General features: G+C 63.1%; 18 protein-coding genes. 12 read left to right on the top strand and 6 right to left on the bottom strand.

The window, feature by feature from the left end:
* Positions 1 to 70: 70 nt before the first annotated feature.
* Complete coding sequence (locus H6X51_RS15190; RefSeq protein ID WP_185268314.1) at positions 71 to 712, top strand: TetR family transcriptional regulator; 642 nt, start codon at positions 71 to 73, stop codon at positions 710 to 712.
* Positions 706 to 1,053: a Rieske (2Fe-2S) protein gene (locus H6X51_RS15185; RefSeq protein WP_185268313.1), complete on the top strand. Its 348-nt coding sequence runs from the start codon at positions 706 to 708 to the stop codon at positions 1,051 to 1,053. Before H6X51_RS15190 ends, H6X51_RS15185 begins: the two co-directional genes overlap by 7 nt.
* 52 nt (positions 1,054 to 1,105) lie before the next feature.
* Here the strand turns inward: H6X51_RS15185 and H6X51_RS15180 are convergent, their stop codons facing one another.
* The 6 genes from H6X51_RS15180 to H6X51_RS15155 all read right to left on the bottom strand — a co-directional run bounded on the left by H6X51_RS15180 (position 1,106) and on the right by H6X51_RS15155 (position 6,599).
* Positions 1,106 to 1,708, bottom strand: coding sequence for a PqiC family protein (locus tag H6X51_RS15180; protein ID WP_185268312.1), 603 nt, complete (start codon positions 1,706 to 1,708; stop codon positions 1,106 to 1,108).
* A complete protein-coding gene (locus H6X51_RS15175; protein WP_185268311.1) occupies positions 1,708 to 3,384 on the bottom strand; it encodes a PqiB family protein in 1,677 nt (558 codons plus the stop codon). The genes H6X51_RS15180 and H6X51_RS15175 overlap by 1 nt, the downstream gene beginning before the upstream one ends.
* The gene (locus H6X51_RS15170; RefSeq protein ID WP_185268310.1) at positions 3,374 to 3,991 is read right to left on the bottom strand and encodes a paraquat-inducible protein A; all 618 of its coding nucleotides are present in this window, start codon (positions 3,989 to 3,991) and stop codon (positions 3,374 to 3,376) included. Before H6X51_RS15170 ends, H6X51_RS15175 begins: the two co-directional genes overlap by 11 nt.
* A complete protein-coding gene (locus H6X51_RS15165; RefSeq protein ID WP_185268309.1) occupies positions 3,988 to 4,611 on the bottom strand; it encodes a paraquat-inducible protein A in 624 nt (207 codons plus the stop codon). Before H6X51_RS15165 ends, H6X51_RS15170 begins: the two co-directional genes overlap by 4 nt.
* A 93-nt stretch (positions 4,612 to 4,704) precedes the next feature.
* Positions 4,705 to 5,427, bottom strand: coding sequence for a DNA/RNA nuclease SfsA (sfsA, locus tag H6X51_RS15160; RefSeq protein WP_221627372.1), 723 nt, complete (start codon positions 5,425 to 5,427; stop codon positions 4,705 to 4,707).
* On the bottom strand, positions 5,421 to 6,599 hold the full coding sequence (locus H6X51_RS15155) for a pyridoxal phosphate-dependent aminotransferase (RefSeq protein WP_185268308.1): 1,179 nt from the start codon (positions 6,597 to 6,599) through the stop codon (positions 5,421 to 5,423). Before H6X51_RS15155 ends, sfsA begins: the two co-directional genes overlap by 7 nt.
* A 310-nt stretch (positions 6,600 to 6,909) precedes the next feature.
* Between H6X51_RS15155 and dksA the strand changes: the two genes are divergently transcribed.
* The 10 genes from dksA to acs all read left to right on the top strand — a co-directional run bounded on the left by dksA (position 6,910) and on the right by acs (position 19,641).
* The gene (gene dksA, locus H6X51_RS15150) at positions 6,910 to 7,353 is read left to right on the top strand and encodes an RNA polymerase-binding protein DksA (RefSeq protein WP_105646596.1); all 444 of its coding nucleotides are present in this window, start codon (positions 6,910 to 6,912) and stop codon (positions 7,351 to 7,353) included.
* A gap of 68 nt (positions 7,354 to 7,421) precedes the next feature.
* Positions 7,422 to 8,306, top strand: a complete 885-nt coding sequence (gene gluQRS, locus H6X51_RS15145) for a tRNA glutamyl-Q(34) synthetase GluQRS (protein ID WP_185268307.1) — start codon at positions 7,422 to 7,424, stop codon at positions 8,304 to 8,306.
* A 67-nt stretch (positions 8,307 to 8,373) separates the two neighbouring features.
* Complete coding sequence (locus tag H6X51_RS15140; RefSeq protein WP_036993100.1) at positions 8,374 to 8,550, top strand: hypothetical protein; 177 nt, start codon at positions 8,374 to 8,376, stop codon at positions 8,548 to 8,550.
* On the top strand, positions 8,534 to 11,482 hold the full coding sequence (locus tag H6X51_RS15135) for a sensor histidine kinase (protein WP_185268331.1): 2,949 nt from the start codon (positions 8,534 to 8,536) through the stop codon (positions 11,480 to 11,482). The genes H6X51_RS15140 and H6X51_RS15135 overlap by 17 nt, the downstream gene beginning before the upstream one ends.
* A 32-nt stretch (positions 11,483 to 11,514) precedes the next feature.
* Positions 11,515 to 12,927, top strand: a complete 1,413-nt coding sequence (locus tag H6X51_RS15130; protein ID WP_185268306.1) for a sigma-54-dependent transcriptional regulator — start codon at positions 11,515 to 11,517, stop codon at positions 12,925 to 12,927.
* Between the two features lie 928 nt (positions 12,928 to 13,855).
* Complete coding sequence (locus tag H6X51_RS15125; RefSeq protein WP_185268305.1) at positions 13,856 to 15,232, top strand: polynucleotide adenylyltransferase PcnB; 1,377 nt, start codon at positions 13,856 to 13,858, stop codon at positions 15,230 to 15,232.
* Positions 15,232 to 15,732: a 2-amino-4-hydroxy-6-hydroxymethyldihydropteridine diphosphokinase gene (gene folK / locus H6X51_RS15120; protein WP_185268304.1), complete on the top strand. Its 501-nt coding sequence runs from the start codon at positions 15,232 to 15,234 to the stop codon at positions 15,730 to 15,732. The genes H6X51_RS15125 and folK overlap by 1 nt, the downstream gene beginning before the upstream one ends.
* 151 nt (positions 15,733 to 15,883) lie before the next feature.
* Positions 15,884 to 16,678, top strand: a complete 795-nt coding sequence (panB, locus tag H6X51_RS15115; RefSeq protein WP_185268303.1) for a 3-methyl-2-oxobutanoate hydroxymethyltransferase — start codon at positions 15,884 to 15,886, stop codon at positions 16,676 to 16,678.
* Positions 16,679 to 16,682: 4 nt separating this feature from the next.
* Positions 16,683 to 17,534 (top strand): pantoate--beta-alanine ligase, encoded by an 852-nt coding sequence (gene panC, locus H6X51_RS15110; RefSeq protein ID WP_185268302.1) that lies wholly within the window; start codon positions 16,683 to 16,685, stop codon positions 17,532 to 17,534.
* Between the two features lie 163 nt (positions 17,535 to 17,697).
* Positions 17,698 to 19,641 carry an acetate--CoA ligase gene (gene acs / locus H6X51_RS15105; protein WP_185268301.1) on the top strand — a complete coding sequence of 648 codons (1,944 nt, stop codon included), beginning with the start codon at positions 17,698 to 17,700 and terminating at the stop codon, positions 19,639 to 19,641.
* The last annotated feature ends 2 nt before the right edge of the window (positions 19,642 to 19,643 follow it).

The following is a 19,643-nucleotide window of genomic DNA, read 5'->3' as shown; positions in this document are numbered from 1 at the left end:
CAACCCTCACCGCCCTTTCTTGCAGCCGGCCTCCCTTGTCGAGATGGCCTTACAACAACCAGAGAGCTACATGGCCAGACGCACCAAACAGGCAGCCTTGGAAACCCGTGCGCAGATCATCGACGCAGCGGAGATGTGTTTTTTCAAAAAAGGCGTTTCGCAGACTTCCCTGGCGGATATCGCCAAGACCGCCGGGGTGACGCGGGGCGCCATCTATTGGCATTTCGAGAACAAGGGCGAAGTGCTCGATGCCCTGCTGCTGCGAGCCAAGACGCCGGTGCAGCACCTGGAGGAAGCCAGTCGCAGCAGTGATGAGCCCGACCCACTCGGGCGCCTGCATGCCCTGCTGGCGGAAGTCTTTCGCCAGGTCGAATGCGACCCATCCGCGCGGCGCATCAACGAGATCATAATTCATAAGTGTGAATATACCGACCAGATGTGTGATCTGCGTGAACATATGCGCCTGCTGCGCCTGCAATCGCTGCAGAAGCTGGAAAGCACCCTGCGCAACGCCATCAGCAAGGGGCAGCTACCGGAACAGCTGGATGTGTCCATGGCTGCCCGTTCCCTGCATGCCTACATCATTGGCACCCTGGATACCTGGTTGTTGCGCCCGGAAGACTTTTCCCTGGCCGAGCAGGCCGACCGTCTGGCCAGCGGGATCATCGATATCATGCGCCACAGCCCCGCGTTGCTACTGCCGGCATGCTAGCGCCAACTGATAACCATCCCCTGCCGCTATGCCGCCTTGCTGCCCTGGACGATCCGGGCAGCAAGGGTTTCGTGGTACAGGGCCGACAATTGTTCGCCGTGCGCCAGGGGTCCCAGGTGTTCGTCTACGAGAATCGCTGCCCGCACCGTGGCATCCCGCTGGAATGGGTAGCCGACCAGTTTCTCGACAGCTCCGGAAAACTGATCCAATGCGCCAGCCATGGTGCGCTGTTTCTGCCCGAGTCCGGCGAGTGCGTGGCCGGCCCCTGCAGCGGCGCCAGCCTGACCCCAGTTGCCAGCCACATCGAGGCCGGGCAGGTGTGGCTGGATTCAGACCAGTAGTCCTTCATCCAGGGGCTGCTCCCGTTTCATTTGCCAGTAGCAAAGGGGTTCATCACGGGCACACCGTGGCACCGCTGCCAACCCACTGCCGCGCGGTACTGGCGATCTTCTCCGCCAACTGGTCAATCGCGCGCTGATGGGCCAGTACCAGGCTATCAACCTCCACCGTCGCCGGCTGGCTAATGACGCTGGCACAGGTCAGCGCCGGGCGTGGCGGCTGATGATTGCCAAGTTCCAGACTCCAGACCACATCCAGCGCCGCATGCATGCCGGGCAGGGAGTCAAAACGGCGCACATCGGTACGCACGATCACCACCGGCTGCACCGCATTGCCCGGCAGGCCCGCCAGATCACGCACACCGAGGCGATGTTCCAGCGCGAAGGCCAGCGCGTCATGGAACTCATCCGCCGGCGGCGAAGCCCAGAGGACGTTATCCAGAATCGCCAGGCGTCCGTCACTCTCGCGTACCACCAGTCCCGGTTGGTCGACCTGCACAGGGATGCGCACCGGCATCAACTGCAACTGGAAGTCAGCCTGCGCGCCGCCGGCGGCGGTCGGCTGGGTCGGAATCAGCGTGTGGTAGCGCATGGGCGTTGAACTGCAGGCACTCAACAGAAGACAGCCCAGAATCAGCAGATGGGAACGCAGGGTCATTATTGAAGCTCCGTATTGAGTTCACGCGAGGTCGCACCGCCCTTGAAGCTCGGCGGCGCGGCATCGTTGCCACGACCCCGGATCAGGGATTCGGGATGGCGCCCCAGATAGTCCGACAGCACCCGTACGGAACGTACAGCACGCTGCATCTCCTCCAGGGTATCGGTCAACTGCTGGCGCTGGGGCGAGCCATCGGCCATGGCCCGGTTGGCGTTCTGCAGGGTCTGCTCCGAGCGCTCCAGGGTGCTTTGCAGTTGCGGCAGCACACTGCCATTGACCTGCTCCATGGTCTTGCGCAGCTCGTTCAGGCTACCGTCGAGGTTGTTGGCCAGCGAGTCGATAGGCAGTTTGCTGAGCTTGTCCACCACCGCCTGCAGTTGCTCCTGCAACTTGTCGAAGCTGCCGGGAATGGTGGGGATCATCAGCGGTCGAGCGTGCGCATCAAACACCACGGCGGGGGCACGGCGATCGAAATCCAGTGATATGTACAACTGGCCAGTCAACAGATTGCCGGTACGCGCCTGGGCCCGCAGCCCGCGCTCGACGAACACCTGCATCAACTGCGCATTGCGCTCCTCACCGTCGCCGTCGATCTGCGCCAGCAGCTTGTCCTGCGCGCCACCGAGCCGGTTGGGGTAGATAAGCGCACCCACCACCACCGGAAAACTCTTGCTCTGCTCGTCATAGTCGAGGTCGACCGCCACCACATGTCCAATCGGCACGCCAAGAAACTCCACCGGCGCATCGACATTGAGCCCGCGCAGAGTCTGGTCGAAACGCATCTGCACGAAACGCGCCGGCCCATCATCGGGCGCCATCGCCTGACTCATATCGTTGAACAGCTGAAACGCACGGCCCTCGGCGGCTGGTTCGGGATCAGGACTGTAGTTGGGCGCGCGAAAGGCAATACCGCCAGCCAGAATCGCCGACAGCGACTGGGTATTGACCTTGAAGCCATCAGCGGCGAGCGAGACATCCACGCCACTGGCGTTCCAGAAGCGCGTGTCGCTGGTCACGAAGTCATCGTAGGGCGCATTGACGAATATCTGCACCACCACGCCCTTGCCATCATCGCTCAGGGCATAGGAGACCACCTGGCCTACCGGAATGCGGCGGTAGTAGATGGGCGACCCCACACCCAGCGAGCCGAGGTCGCTGGTGCGCAGGGTAAAGCGCTTGCCTTCCACACCGAAGGTCACCGGCGGCGGCTCTTCCAGGCCGATGAACTCACGCTGGGTGCCCTGTGCGTCCCCCGGGTCCGCGCCGATGAACGAGCCGGACAGCAGGGTATCGACTCCGGACACACCACTGGCACCAATGCGCGGGCGCACCACCCAGAACTGGGCATCTTCGCGGGTAAAGGCCTCGCTACCCTGATCCAGCTCGATATTGGCAATCACCCGGGTGCGATCCTCGCTGAGCGTGATGCCGGTAACGCGACCAATGACCACGTTCTTGTACTTGACCTGGGTCTTGTTGGCCTCAAGCCCCTCTGCCGTCAGAAAGCTTACCGTGATCTGTGGGCCGGCGGACAGCCAGTTCTGCACCACCATGGACAATCCCACCAACGCGGCAACGATAGGCACCAGCCACACCAGTGAAATGCGCACCCGGCGCTGCCTGATATCCGGCTCACCGGTACGGGTGGAGGCGGGGTCATACGGGTTATCTGACATCGTTTTTCTCTGCATCCCAAATCAATCGAGGATCGAAGCTCATGGCGGCCATCATCGTCAGCACCACCACCAGGCCAAAGAACAGAATGCCCAGCCGCGGCTCTATGGTGCTCAATGCACGAAATTGCACCAGCGCCGCCACCAGAGCGACCACCAGTACATCAAGCATCGACCAGTAACCGATGATTTCAATGAAACGGTATAGCCGCGAACGCTCCGGCATGGCCCAACGGCTGCGGCGCTGGACAGTGACCAGCAGCAGCCCCAATACAAAAAATTTTATGCAGGGCACCACCACACTGGCGATGAAGATCAGCACGGCGATATCCCAGGAGCCACCCCGCCAGAACTCGATGACGCCACTGAGAATGGTACTTTCGCTGCCGTTGCCGAGCATGTCGGTATACATCACCGGCAGCAGGTTGGCCGGCAGATAGAGAATCAACGCACCGATCAACAGCGCCCAGGTGCGAACCAGACTGTTCGGCTTGCGCGGGTGCAGCACAGACCAGCAGCGTGGACACTCGTGCGTATCGAGGAGGCAGACCTTGTCACAGGTGTGGCACAGCTGCAGGCCGAGTTCACCGGCATAGGGCGGCGCACTCATGGACGCCCTACTCCCAGTTCGTCCCACAGCCCGCGCACATCACGGCCGCCGATCAGGATGATCAGCACCGTGAGCATGGACATGGCCCACAGCCCGATCCCCGGATGCACCTCAAGCATGCCTGCCAGCTTGATGATAGCCACCAGAATACCGAGCAGGCAGACCTCCAGCATGCTCCACGGCCGCAGGTGCTCCAGCGCACGCATGCAGGCGCGAAACCCCGGCGCCACCCGTCCGGCTCGGGCATGGACCAGCACCCAGGCCAGCAGAATGATCTGCAGCGCTGGCGCGAAGATAATGCTCAGACCGGTCACCAGCGCGATCAGGGTGATACGTCCCTGCGCCAGTGCCTCGACGGTTTGCCACAAGGTCGCTTCGTTACTCAGCCCCTGCATGCTGATGCCCATGATGGGAAAGGTATTGGCAAACAGGAATACAATGGCCGCGGCCATGGTCAGCGCCAGCAACTGGTCGGTACTCAAACGTCTCCCCCGCGCCAGCAAGGCGCCGCACCGCTGGCAGTGGGCCGTCTGCTTGCGGGCCAACACAGGGCGTTGATAGACCGAATCACAATGTTCGCAAATGACCAGCGGTGCTCGACTTGCCTCTGCCTCTGCCATGACTACTCCTGCGGGCGCTCAAGAACAGCACGTCTTAGAGACTGTTAGCGCAGCGTCGCAATCTGCATTGCTGCGGCCGCGTGAGTGGGCTGTTCAATTCCCCGAATAATCCACCGGCAACTGCCCGGCCACTTCCAGCCCCCGTGGCGAAGGCCGTACCGACCAGGCCAGCACCTGCACCCCGGCGGCCTGCGCCTCGCGCAGCAGACTGCCGTACCGCGGATCGATCTCGTCCGCCGGTCGCACCCGGGTGATGCCACTGTGCATCACGCAGAACAGCAGGCAACTGCGCTGACCGCTCTGCGCCAGCTCGGTCAACTCACGCAGATGCTTCTGCCCGCGCAGACTGACCGCATCGGGGAAGGCCCCCTCGCCGTCACCCAGCGCCAGGGTCACGCTCTTGACCTCGACCACGCAGCTGTCTTGTCCATGCCCGCTCAACAGGAAGTCGAAACGGCTGCCACCCGGGGCCAGGGTGACCTCGCGGCGGATATCCGTATACCCGGCCAACGGCAGGATCAGGCGCTCGGCCAGCGCCGCGGCGACCACCGCATTGGCCCGGGCGCTGTGCACGCAGGCCAGTTGCCCCGGCGCAGTCTCCACCAGCTCCCAGGTGCCCGGCAACTTGCGCCCGGGGCGCTGGTGCAGGTCGACCCATACCCGGCTGCCCGGCTCACCGCAGTTCTTCATCGAGCCGGTATTCGGGCAGTGCAGGGTCAGTTCATGACCGTCATCCAGCCGGATATCCGCCAGGAATCGCTTGTAGCGGCGGACCAGGGTGCCGCCGAGCAGCGGCTGCGCAAAGGGAATCAGCATCCCGGCCAGCTCTGCAGACCGCGGGCGATGCGCTCCGCTGCCTGCTCAAGGCGCGGCAGCGAGTTGGCATAGGCGAAACGGACATGTTCGGCGGCCCGATGATGACCGAAGTCCAGGCCCGGGGTGATCGCCACATGCTCGCTCTCGATCAGGTGCCGGCACAGCTGCTGGCTGTCGGGACCAAAGGCGCTGCTGTCGGCATACAGATAGAAGGCGCCAGCCGGGGTATTGGGAATACCGAAGCCCAGTTCGCGCAATACCGGCAGCAGGAAGTCACGGCGCTGGTGGAAGGCCTCGCGCCGCGCCTCGCAGATCGCCAGCGTCTCCTCGCTGAAGGCCGCCAAGGCCGCCTGTTGCGACAGGTGCGGCGCACAGATGTAGAGGTTCTGCGCCAGCTTCTCCAGTTCCGGCACCGCCTCTTGCGGGGCAACCAGCCAGCCCAGCCGCCAGCCGGTCATGCCGAAGTATTTGGAGAAGCTGTTGAGTACCCAGGCGTCGTCCGCCACCTCCAGTACCGAGGCTGCATCGCAGCCATAGGTGAGTCCGTGGTAGATCTCGTCGACGATCAACTGGCCGCCCAGGCGCCGGGTGGTATCGGCCATGGCCTGCAGCTGCTGGCGGCTGAGCACGCTGCCCGAGGGGTTGGCCGGCGAGGCGCTGAGCACCGCGACACTGTCGGCATCCCAGTATTGCTCGATCAGCGCCGGGGTCAGCTGGTAGTCGCTGTCCGGCCCGGTGGGAATCAGGGTGGCTCCGCCTTCGACCAGGCGCAGGAAGTGCCGGTTGCACGGGTACGCCGGATCGGCCATCAGCACCCTGGTGCCGGCATCCACCAGCAGCGCGCTGACCAGCAGCAACGCCCCCGACCCACCGGGAGTGATCACCACCCGCCGCGGGTCCAGGTCGATGCCGTAGCGTTGCTGATAGAAGGCCGCCACCGCCTCGCGCAATGCCGGCAGGCCCAGCGCTGGCGTATAGCTGGTGTGCCCCGCTGCCAGGGCCGCCTGGGCGGCACGCATGATCGGCTCGGGCGTGGTGAAGTCTGGCTCGCCGATCTCCATGTGGATGACATCATGGCCCTGCGCCTGCAGCTGCTTGGCCCGTTCCAGTACCGCCATCACATGAAAGGGTTCGATATCCCCTATCCGCTGTGCCCAGCGTCGTTTCAGCATGCCCACCTCCGTTACCACCACCGGCAAAAAGCGCCATGATACCCGCCGCGGCGACGATTGGCCCGCCCCGAGCCGCATTCGGCCGCAGTACCGGATACCGGCAACGGAGGGACATTGCGAAAGCTCGACAGCCCCGGTCCATTTTCGAGCTATGCTGACATCATGAAATGATCTTTAAGTCGGCAAAAAGTAGCTTCGCTGATCGGGTTCTGGTAGTTTTGCCCGCTTGCAGGCCACAGGCCGCACCCCCGCAGGTCAGCAGAGGTTTCGACCTGGCACAGGATGATTGAGCTAAGAGTGAGGCTGTTCTATGCCCAGCAATACCAAAGAGAAGAACTCATTGTTGATTCGCGGCTTCGTTCCCTATCAGGAAGAGAAAGGCGAGGAGTACATGAACGAGCGTCAGCTCGCGCATTTCGCCGACATCCTGAACAGCTGGAAGCGTGAGCTGATGGAAGAAGTCGATCGCACTGTGTCCTATATGCAGGACGAGGCAGCCAACTTTCCCGATCCAGCCGACCGCGCCAGCCAGGAAGAGGAGTTCAGCCTGGAACTGCGCACCCGCGACCGCGAGCGCAAACTGATCAAGAAGATCGATCAGACCCTGCAGCGCATCGAGGATGATGATTACGGGTTCTGCGACTCCTGCGGTGTCGAAATCGGCATCCGTCGCCTGGAAGCCCGCCCCACGGCCACCCTGTGCATCGATTGCAAAACGCTGGCCGAAATCAAGGAAAAGCAGATCGGCGGCTGATCTGCACCCGATCGGCGGCATGGCCTGCCCGACTGTCGCCGATCACCTCTGCGCAAGGCATTGCGGCCATGCCCTCCCCAGCCTATATCGGGCGCTTCGCCCCCACCCCCAGCGGTTATCTGCATTTCGGCTCCCTGCTCGCCGCCGTCGCCAGCTATCTGGACGCCCGCAGCCAGCAAGGCCAATGGCTGGTGCGCATCGAGGACCTGGATACACCACGCAATGTCGCCGGTGCCAGCGAACATATCCTGCGTACCCTGCAAGCCTACGGCCTGCACTGGGATGGCGAGGTGGTACGGCAAAGCCAGCGGCTGGCCTTGTACGAGAGCGTGATCGACCACTGGCTGGAGACCGGCCAGGCCTATCATTGCGACTGCTCACGACGCCAGATCATCGCCCATGACGGCATCTACCCCGGCACCTGCCGCGATCGCCAGCTACCGGCGGCGGCGGACCACGCGGTACGCGTCAAGGTCAGCGCGCAGACCCTGAGCTTCGATGATCGACTGCAGGGGCGCTTCAGCCAGGAGCTGGCCAGCAGTTCGGGTGACTTCATCATTCGCCGGCGCGACGGCATCATCGCCTACCAACTGGCGGTGGTGGTCGACGACATCGCCCAGGGTGTCACCGATATCGTGCGCGGTGCCGACCTGCTCGACTCCACGCCGCGGCAACTGTGGCTGTATCACTTGCTGCGCCAGCCGGCGCCGCGCTATCTGCACGTACCACTGATCATGCGCCATGAAGGCGAGAAACTCAGCAAGCGCCTCGGCTCGACCCCGCTGGAACCGGCACAGGCCTCGGCCACCCTGTACCGCGCGCTGCGCATCCTCACCCCGCAGCCACCCACCGCGCTGGCTGCGGCGCCGGTCGCCGAGCAGCTGCAGTGGGCCATCGACCACTGGCAACCACAACGCCTGCCGGCCACCCGGCAGATACTGGAGCCAAGCTAGCAGACCCCGGGGGTGACAAGCCAACCCGGCCTGATTACCATCGCTGCACAGCCTGAGGACACCCCCCATGTATATCTACCGACTGGTATTGCTGCTGGTCATCGGTATCTACCTGTTTTCACCCGCCATCATGGACTGGTGGATCGAGCCCATGGGCGCCTGGTACCGCCCCTACGTACTGTGGCTGATCCTGATCATCGCCGGCATGCTGCTGCAGAGCCCAAGGGATACCGATGAGCTTTGAACTGAGTCTGCTGATACTGCTCAGCGTCGCCTACCTGATCATCCTGTTCAGTGTGGCCTGGGCCACCGAGCGCGGCCTGCTGCCCCGCTCACTGGTACGCCATCCGGCGATCTACACCCTGTCGATCGGTGTGTATGCCAGCGCCTGGGCCTTCTATGGCACGGTCGGCCTGGCCTACCAGTACGGCTATGGCTTCCTTACCTATTATCTTGGGGTGTGCGGCGCCTTCCTGCTGGCACCGGTGCTGCTCAACCCGATCCTGCGCCTTACCCGTACCTATCAGCTGTCATCGCTGGCTGATCTGTTCGCGTTCCGCTTCCGCAGCACCTGGGCAGGCACCCTGACCACCCTGTTCATGCTGGTCAGCATGCTGCCGCTGCTGGCGCTGCAGATCCAGGCGGTCGCTGACTCGGTGCAGATCCTCACCCACGACCCACGCCAGCGCCCGGTGGCGCTGGGCTTCTGCCTGCTGATCATCCTGTTCGCCATCCTGTTCGGCGCACGCCACATCTCGGCCCGGGAAAAGCATGAAGGCCTGGTGTTCGCCATTGCCTTCGAGTCGGTGGTCAAGCTGGTGTGCCTGTCGGCGGTCGGCCTGTATGCGCTGTTCGTGGTGTTCGAAGGCCCCTCCGGGCTGGAGCTGTGGCTCAGCCACAACCAGGAGGCGCTGAAGACGCTGCACAGCCCGCTGCAGGAAGGCCCCTGGCGCACCCTGCTGCTGGTGTTCTTCGCCGCCGCCATCGTCATGCCGCACATGTATCACATGGCTTTCACCGAGAACCTCAACCCCCGGGCGCTGAGCGCGGCCAGCTGGGGGCTGCCGCTGTTCCTGCTGCTGATGAGTCTGGCGGTGCCGCCGATCCTCTGGGCCGGCCTGTACCTGGACGTGCCGACCAACGCCGAATACTACACCCTGGGTCTGGGGGTCGCCGCCGGTGCCGACTGGCTGACCCTGGTCGCCTTCATCGGCGGCATCTCCGCCGCCAGCGGGCTGATCATCGTGGTTACCCTGGCGCTGTCCGGCATGGTGCTCAACCACATCGTGCTGCCGGTCTACCAGCCCAGCGCCGACAACAATATCTATCGCTGGCTGCTGTGGACCCGGCGCAGCCTGATTGCCGCCATCATCATGGCCAGCTATGGCTTCTACCGGCTGCTGGGTACCGACCAGCACCTGTCCAACCTGGGTATCACCTCGTTCGTCGCTACCGTGCAATTCCTGCCCGGCGCGCTGTCGGTGCTGTATTGGCCGCAGGCCAACCATCGCGGCTTCATCAGCGGCCTGATCGCCGGCATGGCGGTCTGGGCCCTGACCCTGCTGCTGCCGATGATCACCGGCGTCGAGACCCTGCAGATGATGGGCCTGGAGGTGACCCTGGACTCCGAGTCCTGGCACATCGCCGCGATCGTCTCGCTGACCACCAATATCGTCGTGTTCACCCTGATCTCGCTGTTCACCCAGCGCTCCACCGACGAGGTCAGTGCCGCCGAGGCCTGCCTGGTGGACAACGTCCGCCGCCCGCAGCGCATGGAGCTGGTCGCCAGCTCGCCGCAGGAGTTCGCCCAGCAACTGGCCAAGCCGCTGGGCAACCGCGCCGCGCAACAGGAAGTGGAGCAGGCCCTGCGCGACCTCAAGCTGCCGTTCGACGAGCGCCGGCCCTATGCCCTGCGCCGCCTGCGTGACCGCCTTGAGGCCAACCTGTCCGGGTTGATGGGCCCGGCAGTAGCCCAGGAAATGATCGAAACCTTCCTGCCGTTCAAGCTGGCGCGCAACGGCTACGTCACCGAGGACATCCATTTCATCGAGAACCGTCTGGAGGACTACCACTCGCGGCTGACCGGCCTGGCCGCCGAGCTGGATGCACTGCGCCGCTACCACCGCCAGACGCTGCAGGACCTGCCGATGGGCGTCTGCTCGCTGGCCGAGGACAGCGAGGTACTGATGTGGAACCGGGCGCTGCAGGCGCTGACCGGTATCGCCGCCGACAGCGTAGTCGGCTCGCGCCTGGAAAACCTGCCGGCGCCCTGGAACGAGCTGTTGCAACGCTTCGTCGCCGACGAGTCGGCGCACCTGCACAAGCAGAAGCTGCTCAACAATGGCCAGACCCAGTGGCTCAGCCTGCACAAGGCGGCGATCGACGAACCGGGCAATGCACGCGGTGGTCTGGTACTGTTGATCGAGGACCAGACCGATACCCAGATGCTCGAGGACGAACTGATCCACTCCGAGCGCCTGGCCTCGATCGGCCGGCTCGCCGCCGGCGTCGCCCATGAAATCGGCAACCCCATCACCGGCATTGCCTGCCTGGCGCAGAACCTGCGCGAGGAATCCGAACAGCCGGAAGCGCATGAGGCGGCCGAGCAGATTCTCGAGCAGACCCGTCGGGTCTCGCGGATCGTGCAGTCGATGGTCAACTTCGCCCACGTCGGCAGCCGGCACAACAATGCCAATGATGAGGTCGACCTGGCCGCCTGCACCAACGAGGCCATTCACCTGCTGTCGTTGAGCCGCAAGGGTCCGGAGATCAATTATGTTAACCTGTGCGATGCCAGCCACCGGGTCGCCGGCGACAGCCAGCGGCTGGTGCAGGTGCTGATCAACCTGCTGGGCAATGCCCGCGACGCCAGCAGCGACGGTGACAGCGTCACCGTGCGCACGGTCCAGGATGAACATCAGATCCTGCTGAGCGTGGAAGATCAGGGCAGCGGCATCGACCGGGCATTGATGGATCGCCTGTTCGAGCCGTTCTTCACGACGAAGGCACCAGGGACGGGAACCGGGCTGGGACTGGCGCTGGTGTACTCGATCATCGAGGAGCATTATGGTCAGATCACGGTAGACAGCCCCATCGACGAGGCCACGCAGCGGGGCACCCGATTCACCATCACCCTGCCGCGCTATGGCGTCTTTAGTTCCGGTACCTCCGCTTGATGGATGTCGGACGGTCACCGCAAGAGGTAGATATGTCGCATATTCTGGTTGTTGAAGACGAACCCATCATCCGCTCCGCGTTACGACGGCTGCTGGAACGCCACCAGTACCAGGTCAGCGAGGCTGGCGCCGTTCACGAAGCCGTGGAAAAGTACGACCTGGACCAGTTCGACCTGATCATCAGTGACCTGCGCCTGCCCGGCGAGCCCGGGACCGAGTTGATCCGCCGGGCGGAAAACACCCCGGTGCTGATCATGACCAGCTACGCCAGCCTGCGCTCGGCGGTGGACTCGATGAAGCTCGGCGCAGTGGACTACATAGCCAAGCCCTTCGACCATGAGGAAATGCTGCAGACCGTGGCACGCATCATCGAGGCGAGCCAGCAGCGCAGACAGGCCAAGGACCAGCCGGCAGCACCGCCCGAATACCACGCCGAGCAGTCCGACAGCCAGGACATGGGCATCATCGGTGCCAGTCCGGCGATGCTCACGCTGTTCAAGCGCATCCGCAAGGTCGCCCCGACCATGTCCACGGTGCTGATCCGCGGCGAATCAGGCACCGGCAAGGAGCTGGTAGCCCGCGCCCTGCATGAGAACTCGCCACGGGCCCATGCGCCGATGATCTCGGTCAACTGCGCGGCGATTCCGGAAACCCTGATTGAGTCCGAACTGTTCGGCCATGAAAAGGGCGCCTTCACCGGTGCGGTGGCCGGCCGCACCGGCCTGGTCGAGGCCGCCAATGGGGGCACCCTGTTCCTCGACGAGATCGGCGAGCTGCCGCTGGAGGCCCAGGCACGCCTGCTGCGCGTACTGCAGGAAAGCGAAATCCGCCGAGTCGGCTCGATCCAGTCGCAGAAGGTCGACGTACGGCTGGTCGCAGCGACCCACCGTGACCTCAAGAGCATGGCTCGCCAGGGCCTGTTCCGCGAGGATCTGTACTACCGTCTCAACGTGATCGAACTGCGCCTGCCGCCACTGCGCGAGCGCGACGATGACGTCATGCTCATCGCCGAGGCGCTGCTGGCAAGCATTGGCCGCAACATGAACACCCCGACACTGCACTTCAGTCGCGAGGCAGCCGAGTCGATCCGTCACTACCAGTGGCCCGGCAACGTGCGCGAACTGGAAAACGCCATCGAGCGGGCCGCCATCCTCTGCGACGAGGATGAGATATCCACCGATCTGCTGGGGATCGAACCGGATATCGAACAGGAACGTACCTCGCACGCCACCAGCGCCCTGGAATCCATGCGCAGCCCGGATACCGTCAGCAGCGAACCGGCGGAGAACCTGTCGCTGGAGGACTACTTCCAGCACTTCGTGCTTGAACACCAGGAACACATGACCGAAACCGAGCTGGCTAACAAGCTCGGCATCAGTCGCAAGTGCCTTTGGGAACGCCGCCAGCGCCTGGGCATCCCGCGCAAGAAGACCGCCAACTCCTGAACACTGCCGGCCCTCCACACCGAGGGCCGTTGCCGGGGGGACCGCCCGACAACAAGTGTTACCTGTTACCCACACCCCAGGGAGAAAAGTGTTACCCCTAGTCCAAATGAGGTAACACTTTAACGAGGCGTACGGTAACACCCCCTCCCTCCCGCCTCGTCCACCAATCCACAAAAAACACCAAGTCATTGTTTTTAAAGCAAATTAGAAACATGGCACGGCAAATGCTTTATTACAGACACAACAAGAATAAAAACCAGCAAGACCCCATAACAAAAACAAGATTCAGCTCCACACCTAACAAGAACAAAACGTGCGAGTGCAGCAAACTGATTTTTTTGGAGAATGGGAACACAGCAAGCGAACGATCTGTTCGACGGGATGCCCGAAAGGGCACAGAGAAGAATAAAAGTTGCCCAAGCAACCTACCGATCCCGATGCCAAGTCTGGCCACTGCTGTCTCCTGAGCGTCCAAAGCAATCCGCTTGCTTTAGGCAACCCGGGATGGGTTTAACGGGGTGGCACTGTCACCCAGCCCAAAAGAACAAGAAACAGCTCAGAAAATAAAAACAAAAACCATTAGGGGGAGTGAATACTCCCCTTGAGCTTTCCCCTCCGGCCTCACCTTCCTTACACTTCCCCGGTCATTCACGCTAGAATGTGCGCTTGTTGATACAGGCAACACTGTATTCGAACCCGAACGCGTGTCTATCCAGTGCTTTGCCCATGACCTTCATGCATGTTAACTTCGGCTTCCTGAAGCCTCGGTAAAGTGTACCCAGCCAGGGACATAGGCGAATCCAGCGATCCAGCAGCATGTACGATAGTAGATGCGCATGACCGGCAGGATTCCCGGCTGCACCTGGGCCGCCATTTTCCCGGGCTCACAGGCCCTGGGGTTGGATACGCCGGTGGACTACCCGCTCATATGATTCGCAAGCTACTGAAAAAGATTCCCTCTCCTTTCGGGCGTCCCGCCCACAGGCGTACCACGCCTGCGATAATCCCTGCCAACCAGCATGCTCTCAAGCGCAGCCAGATCAGCCGCAATGCGGTGACCGTGGTCGAGCGCCTGCAGCAGGCCGGCTACCAGGCGTTCGCCGTCGGCGGTTGCGTCCGCGACCTGCTGCTCGGGCTCGATCCGAAGGATTACGATGTGGCCACCAGCGCCACCCCCGAACAGGTGCGCGCCACCTTTCGCAACTGCCGCCTGATCGGCCGGCGCTTCAAGCTCGCCCACGTGTATTTTGGCCGCGAGATCATCGAGGTGGCGACCTTCCGCGCCGGCCATGCCGATGGCAACGACAGCGACCTGGGCCGCGAGCAGTCGCTGCAGAGCGAATCCGGCCGCCTGCTGCGTGACAACGTGTATGGCAACCTGGAACAGGATGCCCAACGGCGCGACTTCACCATCAATGCGCTGTACTACGATGTGTGCACCGGCAATATCCATGATTACGCCAACGGCGTGCAGGATATCCGCAACGCCCGCGTACGCCTGATCGGCGACCCGGTGCAGCGCTACCAGGAAGACCCGGTGCGCATGCTGCGCGCCGTGCGCTTTGCCGCCAAGCTGGATTTCGAGATCGAGCCGCACACCGCCGCGCCCATCGAGGAGCTGGCCGAGCTGCTGTACGACATACCGGCAGCGCGCCTGTTCGACGAAGTGATGAAACTTCTGCTCAGCGGCCAGGGTGAACGCACCTTCGACCTGCTGCTGGAATATGATCTGTTCGCGCCGCTGTTCCCCGATACCGACGAGGCCATCGACGAGCAGCCGGACTACACCCTGAAACTGGTTCGCCAGGCCCTGCGCAACACCGACGAGCGTATCCGCGAAGAGCGCCCGGTAACGCCGGCGTTCCTGTTCGCCGCCCTGCTCTGGCCGGCCCTGCCGCAACGCACCCGCGAGCTGGAGCAGCAGGGTATCCCGACGATTCCCGCGCAGCAGCAAGCAGCCCATGAGCTGCTGGCCGAACAGTGCCGGCATACTGCCATTCCCAAGCGTTTCAGCCTGCCGCTACGGGAAATCTGGGACATGCAACCCCGCCTGGAACGGCGCAATGGCCGACGCGCCGACCAACTGCTGGAGCATCCGCGCTTCCGTGCCGCCTACGACTTCCTGCTGCTGCGTGAAGCCGCTGGCGAGGACACCGGTGGCCTGGGCCGCTGGTGGACTCGCTACCAGGAAGTCGGTGCCGATGAACGCCGCCGCATGATCCAGCAACTGAGCAGCGGCGAACCGGCTGCCAAGCGCTCGCGCCAACGGCGCAAACGCAAACCCGGCGGTGGAGCCCAGCAGTAATGCAGCGTTGCTTCATCGCCCTGGGCAGCAACCAGGCCGATCCGGCGGTCCAGGTCACCAAGGCCTGTGCCGAGCTACGGGCGCTACCGCAATCACGACTGCTGGCCTGCTCGTCACTGTACCGCAGCGCACCGCTGGGGCCGCAGGACCAGCCGGCGTTCATCAATGCGGTGGCCATGCTCGACACCCAGCTGGAACCCGAGGCACTGCTCGATGCATTACAGGACATCGAGCAGCGCAGCGGCCGGGTACGCAAGGCCGAACGCTGGGGGCCACGCATTCTGGATCTTGATCTGCTGCTATACGCCGACCGGATTATCGATACGCCGCGCCTGCAGGTACCGCATTATCATATGCATGCCCGTTCCTTTGTACTGTATCCGCTGGCAGAATTGGCAGCGGATCTGACCATGCCTGATGGCACACCGCTACAGCAGCTGCTGCAGGCCTGCCCGCCCAGCGGGCTGGAACGCCTGCCAGGTACCGCTGGACAGGGTTGAGACATGTATTTTCTGGAGCATCATCGTTCAAGTCAGGAAGACTATACTGCTGAGGCTGTTATCAACCTGAGCAATCGGAGCGACAGACAGTCCGCCTGCCTGCCGATCACAGCCATGTTGCCTCTCGAAGGCCGAACTACTGGAATCTGCCATGCCTGACATTACCGTGACCACGCTGAACAAGCTCAAACAGAGCGGTGAGAAATTCGCCTGCCTGACAGCGTATGACGCCACCTTCGCCCATCTGGAAAGTACCGCCGGAGTGGAAGTGCTGTTGATTGGTGACTCCCTGGGAATGGTCCTTCAGGGGCACGACAGCACCCTGCCGGTGACCGTCGAGGAGATGGCCTACCACACCGCAGCGGTCAAGCGCGGCAACCGTGGGGCGCTGATCATGGCGGACCTGCCGTTCATGTCCTACGCCACCCTGGACCAGGCCATGCTCAACAGCGCACGGCTGATGCAGGCCGGTGCCCACGTGCTCAAACTGGAAGGCGGCCGCTGGCTGAGCGACATCACCACCACCCTGACCCGCAACGGCATTCCGGTGTGCGTGCACATGGGCCTGACCCCGCAGACCGTCAATGTGCTCGGTGGCTACAAGGTCCAGGGGCGCGAGCAGGATCAGGCCGAAGCCATGCTCGAAGATGCCATCGCCCTGGAAGCGGCCGGTGCCGCCATGCTGCTGCTGGAATGCGTACCCAGCGAGCTGGCCAACGCGATCACCCAGGCGGTGAGCATTCCGGTGATCGGCATCGGTGCCGGCAGTGGCACCGATGGCCAGGTGCTGGTGGTGCATGACATGCTCGGCCTGTCGATCAGTGGCCGCCTGCCGCGCTTCGTGAAGAACTTCATGGCCGGCCAGCCGGATATCGCCTCTGCCATCGCCGCCTACGTCAGCGCAGTCAAGGCCGTCGAGTTCCCCGCCGCCGAGCACGAGTTCTGAGCCGATGAACACATTGCATTCGATTGCGCAGCTGCGCGCTGCGCTGGCGCGCGCCCGTCAGGAAAACAAGCGCATTGGCCTGGTGCCAACCATGGGCAACCTGCACGCCGGGCATATCGCCCTGGTGGAAAAGGCCCTGCAACGCACCGATTACGTGGTGGTGAGCATCTTCGTCAACCCGCTGCAGTTCGGCCCCAACGAGGACCTGGACAGCTACCCGCGCACCCTGGCCGAGGATCAGCGCAAACTGCTGGATGCCGGCGCGCACATGGTGTTCGCGCCCAGTGTCAATGAAATGTACCCCGAAGGCATGGATGGCCACACCCTGGTCAGTGTGCCGGTGGTCTCCGAGGGCCTGTGCGGTGCTAGTCGGCCGGGGCATTTCGATGGTGTTTCCACTGTGGTCAGCAAGCTGCTGAACATCGTCCAACCCGACCTGGCGGTGTTCGGCGAGAAGGATTTCCAGCAACTGGCGGTGATCCGCAAGATGGCCCATGACCTGTGCCTGCCGGCACAGATCATGGGCGCACCGATAGTGCGTGCCGACGACGGCCTGGCGCTATCCTCGCGCAATGGCTACCTGGACGAGGCCCAGCGCCGCAGCGCGCCGCGCCTGTACCAGACCCTGCAACACATCCGCGAGCAACTCAGCAGCGGGCGCCGCGACTTCGCCGCAGTAATCGAGGAAGCACGGATCATTCTCACCGAGGCCGGCTTCAGGCCCGACTACCTGGACCTGCGCGACGCCAACACCCTGCAACCGGCAACCAGTCAGACGCAGGACATGGTCGCACTCGCCGCGGCCTTCCTCGGCACCACCCGCCTGATCGACAACCTGCGCTTCAGCCTCGCCTGATCCCCCCTGGCCGGTACCCGCTACCGGCCAAGGTACCCTTTCATATCCGACCAAAGCAGGGTTGAATTACCTTCCCTTCTAGTCAAATCTTGTGATGTAGCCAGCCAGTGACCTGTATAACCTCAGGCCCCATGAGCCCGACAATAACAACAGAGGAAGATCCATGTACAAGATCGAGAACCACAAGGTATCCGAGAATACTCGTCGCCAGACCCATCTGGACGCCGACGGATATGAACGCATGTACCGCCAGTCCATAGAACAGCCGGATGCATTCTGGGCCGAGCAGGCCAACCGCTTCGTCGACTGGATGGAGCCCTGGTCCAAGGTCCATGAAAGCGACCTGCAGCAGGGCCATGCCGCCTGGTTCATCGATGGCAAGCTGAACGTCAGCGTCAACTGCATCGACCGCCATCTGGAAAAGCGCGGCGACCAGACCGCCATCATCTGGGAAGGCGACGATCCCAGCGAAGATCGCCACATCACCTACCGCCAGCTGCATGAGCAGGTCTGCCGCCTGGCCAACGTGCTCCGCGCCCGCGGCGTGAAGAAGGGTGACAGTGTCTGCCTGTACATGCCGATGATCCCCGAAGCGGCCTTCGCCATGCTCGCCTGTGCCCGCATCGGCGCCGTGCATACCGTGGTGTTCGGCGGCTTCTCCCCCGATGCGCTGCGTGATCGCATCCAGAACGCCAACTGCCAGACGGTGATCACCGCCGACGAGGGTGTGCGTGGCGGCAGAAAGGTCCCGCTCAAGAGCAACGTGGAGAAGGCCCTGGCCAGTTGCCCCGATGTGCATACCGTGGTCACCGTCAAGCGCACCGGTGCCGATATCGCCTGGCACGAACACCGCGACATCTGGTACCACGAGGCCTGTGCCGCGGTCAGCGACCAGTGCGAGCCAGAGGCCATGGACAGCGAGGACCCGCTGTTCATCCTGTATACCTCCGGTTCGACCGGCAAGCCCAAGGGCGTACTGCATACCACCGGCGGCTACCTGCTCAGCGCCGCGCTGACCCATCACTACGTGTTCGACTATCACGATGGCGAGGTCTACTGGTGTACCGCCGATGTCGGCTGGGTTACCGGTCACTCCTATATCGTCTACGGCCCGCTGTGCAATGGCGCCACCACCCTGATGTTCGAAGGGGTGCCGACCTACCCGGACGCCTCGCGCTGCTGGCAGATCGTCGACAAGCACAAGGTCAACGTGTTCTATACCGCGCCGACCGCGATCCGCGCGCTGATGGCCCTCGGCGAAGAGCCGGTCAAGTCCAGCTCGCGTGCCAGCCTGCGCCTGCTCGGCAGCGTCGGCGAGCCGATCAACCCGGAAGCCTGGGAGTGGTACTACCAGGTGGTGGGCGACTGCCGTTGCCCGATCGTCGATACCTGGTGGCAGACCGAGACCGGCTCGATCCTGATCGCACCGCTGCCTGGTGCCTGCGACCTCAAACCCGGTGCCGCCATGCGTCCGCTGTTCGGTGTGGTTCCGGGGCTGGTGGACAATGACGGCAACGAGCTGCATGGCGCAGCCGACGGCAACCTGGTGATCAAGCAATCCTGGCCGAGCCAGATCCGTACCGTGTACGGCGACCACCAACGGATGATCGACACCTACTTCAGCACCTACAAGGGTGTCTACTTCACGGGTGACGGTGCCCGCCGTGACGAGGATGGCGACTACTGGATCACCGGTCGCGTGGATGACGTACTGAATATTTCCGGACACCGCATCGGTACCGCCGAAGTGGAAAGCGCGCTGGTGCTGAACGACTACGTTGCCGAAGCGGCAGTGGTCGGTTGCCCGCACGATATCAAGGGCCAGGCCATCTACGCCTACGTCATGCCGATGAAGGGAGTGACCCTGACCGACGAGATAATGGCCGAACTGAAAGCAGCCGTCAGTGAGCAGGTAGGCGCCTTCGCCAGACCGGACTTCATCCAGCCGACCACCGGGCTGCCGAAAACCCGCTCGGGCAAGATCATGCGGCGCATTCTGCGCAAGATCGCCTGTGATGAGCTGGACACCCTGGGCGATACTTCGACATTGGCCGATCCGGCGGTGGTCGACGCGTTGATCGAGCAGCGTCTGAATCGTGCTTCGTGATC

Source organism: Halopseudomonas xiamenensis (assembly GCF_014219065.1).
GTDB lineage: Bacteria > Pseudomonadota > Gammaproteobacteria > Pseudomonadales > Pseudomonadaceae > Halopseudomonas > Halopseudomonas xiamenensis.
The sequence above is the reverse complement of the archived record's forward strand: the minus strand, read 5'-3'. Positions and strand labels throughout refer to the sequence as shown.

Excerpts from the sequence above, each read along its gene's own strand:
- H6X51_RS15190 (WP_185268314.1), top strand. The coding sequence starts at position 71 with ATGGCCAGACGCACCAAACAGGCAGCCTTGGAAACCCGTGCGCAGATC.
- H6X51_RS15185 (WP_185268313.1), top strand. The coding sequence starts at position 706 with ATGCTAGCGCCAACTGATAACCATCCCCTGCCGCTATGCCGCCTTGCT.
- H6X51_RS15180 (WP_185268312.1), bottom strand. The coding sequence starts at position 1,708 with ATGACCCTGCGTTCCCATCTGCTGATTCTGGGCTGTCTTCTGTTGAGT.
- H6X51_RS15175 (WP_185268311.1), bottom strand. The coding sequence starts at position 3,384 with ATGTCAGATAACCCGTATGACCCCGCCTCCACCCGTACCGGTGAGCCG.
- H6X51_RS15170 (WP_185268310.1), bottom strand. The coding sequence starts at position 3,991 with ATGAGTGCGCCGCCCTATGCCGGTGAACTCGGCCTGCAGCTGTGCCAC.
- H6X51_RS15165 (WP_185268309.1), bottom strand. The coding sequence starts at position 4,611 with ATGGCAGAGGCAGAGGCAAGTCGAGCACCGCTGGTCATTTGCGAACAT.
- sfsA (WP_221627372.1), bottom strand. The coding sequence starts at position 5,427 with ATGCTGATTCCCTTTGCGCAGCCGCTGCTCGGCGGCACCCTGGTCCGC.
- H6X51_RS15155 (WP_185268308.1), bottom strand. The coding sequence starts at position 6,599 with ATGCTGAAACGACGCTGGGCACAGCGGATAGGGGATATCGAACCCTTT.
- dksA (WP_105646596.1), top strand. The coding sequence starts at position 6,910 with ATGCCCAGCAATACCAAAGAGAAGAACTCATTGTTGATTCGCGGCTTC.
- gluQRS (WP_185268307.1), top strand. The coding sequence starts at position 7,422 with ATGCCCTCCCCAGCCTATATCGGGCGCTTCGCCCCCACCCCCAGCGGT.
- H6X51_RS15140 (WP_036993100.1), top strand. The coding sequence starts at position 8,374 with ATGTATATCTACCGACTGGTATTGCTGCTGGTCATCGGTATCTACCTG.
- H6X51_RS15130 (WP_185268306.1), top strand. The coding sequence starts at position 11,515 with ATGTCGCATATTCTGGTTGTTGAAGACGAACCCATCATCCGCTCCGCG.
- H6X51_RS15125 (WP_185268305.1), top strand. The coding sequence starts at position 13,856 with ATGATTCGCAAGCTACTGAAAAAGATTCCCTCTCCTTTCGGGCGTCCC.
- folK (WP_185268304.1), top strand. The coding sequence starts at position 15,232 with ATGCAGCGTTGCTTCATCGCCCTGGGCAGCAACCAGGCCGATCCGGCG.
- panB (WP_185268303.1), top strand. The coding sequence starts at position 15,884 with ATGCCTGACATTACCGTGACCACGCTGAACAAGCTCAAACAGAGCGGT.
- panC (WP_185268302.1), top strand. The coding sequence starts at position 16,683 with ATGAACACATTGCATTCGATTGCGCAGCTGCGCGCTGCGCTGGCGCGC.
- acs (WP_185268301.1), top strand. The coding sequence starts at position 17,698 with ATGTACAAGATCGAGAACCACAAGGTATCCGAGAATACTCGTCGCCAG.